This window comes from Sporichthya sp. (assembly GCF_013815995.1).
Classification (GTDB): Bacteria; Actinomycetota; Actinomycetes; order Sporichthyales; family Sporichthyaceae; genus Sporichthya.
In genome coordinates, this window is record NZ_JACDFE010000299.1 from 1 (window position 1) to 4,214 (window position 4,214).

Consider the following 4,214-nt stretch of genomic DNA (forward strand, 5'->3'; position numbering starts at 1 on the left):
GGCCCGGGCACGACCTCGGCCGGCCGGCCGTCCGCGCGCAGCCGCGCAGCCAGGGCCTTGAGGTTCGAACTGGGTGCGCCGTATCCGGACACCAGGACCACCGGGCCGGGCCGGTCCTGGGCCACGACCGTCGCGGGCGGGACGTCCGGGTCACCGTCGGCGCGCAGAACCGCGAAGGCTCCGGCGGCCAGGGCCGCAGCGGCGACGCCGGTGCCGACGCGGGCGAGGCGACGGCGCTGCGGACTCAGGTTCGCGAACGGAGGGGGCACGCCGCCATCCTGACTCAGTCGCCTGAGCGTAGGTCGTCAGCCCGGGGTCGACGACCTCAGCGCCCAGCCTGCGTAGGCCGTTCCGCCGCCGGCACGTCCGGGGGTGACAGGGTGTGACCCGTGGACCCCCCTGCCTCGCCCGAACCGATCGACCTGCCCGCCGTCGCCGCCGCCGCCGACCGGGCCCTCGACAAGGTGGCGAACCTGGTCCGGGGGATTCCCGAGCTGAGCGCGAAAGCGCTGCCGAACTGGTCGATCGAACAGACGGCCGCCCACCTCATGGGTGTGGTGGGCGCCTACATCGACATCGCCCGCGGCGCCGGGTCGCCGTACACCGACCTGAGCAAGGTGGCGCACACCAACGACGAGCTCCTGGCCCGGATCACCGAGCGGACGCCGTTCCAGCTCTCCGAGCAGATCCAGGCCCTGCGCCCGGCGCTCGCCGCGGCGGTGGAGCAGGGCCCGGACAGCCTCCAACCGGGACATCTGGGCGCCCCGACCCTTCGTTCCATCGCGGTGTCCCGGATCCTCGGCGAGGCGGTGGTCCACGGCTGGGACATCGCCACCGCGGCGGAACGGTTGTGGATCATCGAGCCGTCGGACGCGGCGCTGATCTTCCGCGGGTTCCTGCCGTTCCTGCCGGTGTTCGTGCACCCGGAGAACGCCAAGGGCCTGACCGCCCGGTTCGACGTCCGGGTGCGGAAATTCCCCGAAGGCCGAGCCGTCTTCGCCTTCCGGGACGGCGTGCTCACGGTGGAGGGCGAGCCTGCGGGCCGGGTGGACTGCGTGATGAGTGGAGCCGGCCCGTCGCTGATCCTGATCATGCACAGGCGCATCGGGCTGGCCGGGCCGATCCTGCGGGGCCAGGCCGCGGCCTGGGGGCCCAAGCCCTGGCTCGGCTTCAAGCTCGTCAGTTTCTTCGACGCGCCCTGAGATCGGGTGACCTGTCCGGACGCGTCCCGATCTGGGTCACGGCCCGCGACGATAGACTCCCCAGGTTCTCGACCCGCCTCGCCTGGAGTGTTCCGTGTCTCGTCGCCTGTTCACCTCGGAGTCCGTCACCGAGGGCCACCCGGACAAGATCGCCGACCAGATCAGCGACTCGATCCTGGACGCGCTGCTCAAGGAGGACCCGCGCAGCCGGGTCGCCGTCGAGACGCTCATCACCACCGGCCAGGTCCACGTCGCCGGTGAGGTGACCACCCAGGGCTACGCCGACATCCCGACGATCGTGCGGGACCGCGTCCTGGAGATCGGCTACGACTCGTCGAAGAAGGGCTTCGACGGCGCGTCCTGCGGCGTCTCGGTCTCGATCGGCTCGCAGTCCCCGGACATCGCGCAGGGCGTCGACTCCGCCTACGAGGCACGTGAGGGCGAGGGCGTCGACGACCTGGACAAGCAAGGTGCCGGCGACCAGGGCCTGATGTTCGGCTACGCCTGCGACGACACCCCCGAGCTGATGCCGCTGCCGATCCAGCTCGCGCACCGCCTCGCGCTGCGGCTCTCGGCGGTCCGCAAGTCCGGCACCGTCCCGTACCTGCGCCCCGACGGCAAGACCCAGGTCACTATCGAGTACGACGGTGACCGCGCGGTCCGCCTCGACACCGTCGTGGTCTCGAGCCAGCACGCCGAAGACATCGACCTCAAGACCCTGCTGGCCCCGGACGTCGCCGACCACGTGGTCGCACCCGAGCTCGCGAACATCGACATCGACACCGAGGGCTACCGCCTGCTGGTGAACCCGACCGGCAAGTTCGTCGTCGGCGGTCCGATGGGGGACGCCGGCCTGACCGGCCGCAAGATCATCGTCGACACCTACGGCGGCATGGCCCGCCACGGCGGCGGCGCGTTCTCCGGCAAGGACCCGTCCAAGGTCGACCGCTCTGCCGCCTACGCGATGCGCTGGGTCGCCAAGAACGTGGTCGCCGCGGGCCTGGCCCGTCGCTGCGAGGTCCAGGTCGCCTACGCCATCGGCAAGGCGCACCCGGTCGGCGTCTTCGTCGAGACCTTCGGTTCCCACAACGTGGACCCGGCCAGGATCCAGACCGCGGTCACCACGGTGTTCGACCTGCGCCCGGCCGCGATCATCCGCGACCTGGACCTGCTGCGCCCGATCTACACGCCGACCGCGGCGTACGGGCACTTCGGCCGGGACCTGCCGGACTTCACCTGGGAGCGCACCGACCGCGTCGACGCGCTCCGCTCGGCCTGCGGCGTCTGAGGCCGTTCCCAGACTCTCCCGATAGTGCAGTTGAGCACCGGTTTCCCACGCGGGACCGGTGCTCAACTGCACTATCGGGAGAATTCGAGCACGTGCTAGATCAGGCCCTTCTCCTGCTGGTCCTGCCACCGGGTGTTGCGGCGGAACTCGGTGTCCTTGCGGTCCCTGCCGATGAAGGCTGATCCGGCGTAGGCGTCGTGCTGCAGTTGCCACATCATCCACGCGGTGAGGTAGCCCAGGTAGCCGCCGCCGGTGCGCTGGATCGCGAGGTGGTCCGCGCCGCGCAGGATGCCCAGGGCGGCGCGCGGCACGCGCTGGTAGTAGCTGCGCAGGCCGCCCGGGGTGGAGATCAGGCCGTCGGTGCCGCCGCCGAGGAACAGGGTCGGGGTCGGCAGGTCGGCCACCGAGAACGCACCCTTGCGCTCGACGTAGCGGCGGTCCGGCAGGTTGATCGGAACCGCGGTGTCGACCAGGCCGCCGGAGTGGTTGGCCGCGTTGACGGCGCCGCCGGCGCCCTGGGAGTGGCCGAGCACCCCGATCTCGGTCGGGTTCAGCACACCGAAGAACGTGCCGGCCGGGTCGAGGTTCGCGGCGAGCATCCAGTTCAGCGCGGCCAGCATGCTGTGGCCGTCGGCCTGCTGCTTGTCCGAGGAACCGATGATGACGAAGCCCCAGGACGCGAGCTGACGGAACACCCCGTTGTAGAGCGCCGGGGTGGCGTTGCTGCCGTTGCCCCAGACCAGGATCGGGTGCGTGAACCCGTCCCTGCCGAGGTCGCGCGGGTGCGAGATCCGGTAGGTCAGGCCGTCAGCCGCAGTGACGTCGGTGGTGGCGACCACCCACGGGCCGGCGCCGCGGAAATGCTCCTCGACGACGTTCGGCTTCGGCGCAGCGCCGGTCTCGGCCACCGCTGCGACCGGCACGGCGACGGCGAGCGCGAGCGCACCGGTGCGCAACGCTGGGCGCAGCGCAGCACGCGATAAGGACAACGGCACCAGATCCCCCCCGAGACCACCGACCGGTGTCGTTTATAGCAGCGATCCGGCGACTCCGGAGAAAGTCCGCCCGATCGGCCGTCAACCCTCGACAGACCGAGGCTGAAGCTGCAATTCGTGACACCAGGGGCGATCTGGACGCCTCACGACCACTCCCACGTAACGAATTGCAGCCTCAGCCTCGAGGTCTGACGGCGGGGACCCGCTCGATCCGCCCGCGGTCGGTCCGCTCTGGTAGGACAGGTGAGTGATTTCCGGCGCGGGGCCTTCGGCGGGCGCCGGATCCGGGGCGCCACCCGAAGCAGTGGCCGAGCAGCTGGAGCTGGTGCGGGGGACGGCCCGGCGTCACGCCAGCGCGACGCGCAAGAAGGACAGCGAGCCGCCACCGGTCGCCGCCGAGCAGCCCGTCGCCCAGGTCAGCGTCGACGTGCCGTTCCCGCACCTCGACCGGATCTTCGACTACCTGGTGCCGGCCGCCCTCGACGCGGCCGCGATTCCCGGGGCCCGGGTCCGGGTCCGGTTCGCCGGCCAGCTCGTCGACGGGTTCGTCCTGGCCCGGACCGGGGGCAGCGAACACACCGGCCGGTTGGCCCGCCTGCAGAAGGTGGTCTCGGCCGAACCGGTGCTCAGCCCGGAGGTCGCGGAGCTGGCCCGGGCGGTCGCGAACCGGTACGCCGGCACCGTCGCCGACGTGCTGCGTCTCGCCGTCCCGCCTCGGCACGCCCGCGT

General features: G+C 71.6%; 3 protein-coding genes and 2 pseudogenes. 3 read left to right on the forward strand and 2 right to left on the reverse strand.

Going from position 1 to position 4,214, the window contains the following annotated elements:
* A pseudogene (locus H0X00_RS21990) lies at positions 1 to 269 on the reverse strand (lipase); the annotation flags it as partial.
* 120 nt (positions 270 to 389) lie between these two features.
* On the opposite strand from H0X00_RS21990, the gene H0X00_RS21995 reads away from it, so the two are divergent.
* A complete protein-coding gene (locus H0X00_RS21995) occupies positions 390 to 1,202 on the forward strand; it encodes a maleylpyruvate isomerase N-terminal domain-containing protein (protein ID WP_293774865.1) in 813 nt (270 codons plus the stop codon).
* Positions 1,203 to 1,296: 94 nt separating this feature from the next.
* The gene (gene metK / locus H0X00_RS22000; protein ID WP_293774868.1) at positions 1,297 to 2,490 is read left to right on the forward strand and encodes a methionine adenosyltransferase; all 1,194 of its coding nucleotides are present in this window, start codon (positions 1,297 to 1,299) and stop codon (positions 2,488 to 2,490) included.
* A gap of 95 nt (positions 2,491 to 2,585) precedes the next feature.
* Here metK and H0X00_RS22005 read toward each other — a convergent pair whose 3' ends face one another.
* Complete coding sequence (locus tag H0X00_RS22005; protein WP_293774870.1) at positions 2,586 to 3,479, reverse strand: hypothetical protein; 894 nt, start codon at positions 3,477 to 3,479, stop codon at positions 2,586 to 2,588.
* A gap of 253 nt (positions 3,480 to 3,732) precedes the next feature.
* Here H0X00_RS22005 and H0X00_RS22010 point away from each other — a divergent pair.
* A pseudogene (locus H0X00_RS22010) lies at positions 3,733 to 4,214 on the forward strand (primosome assembly protein PriA); the annotation flags it as partial.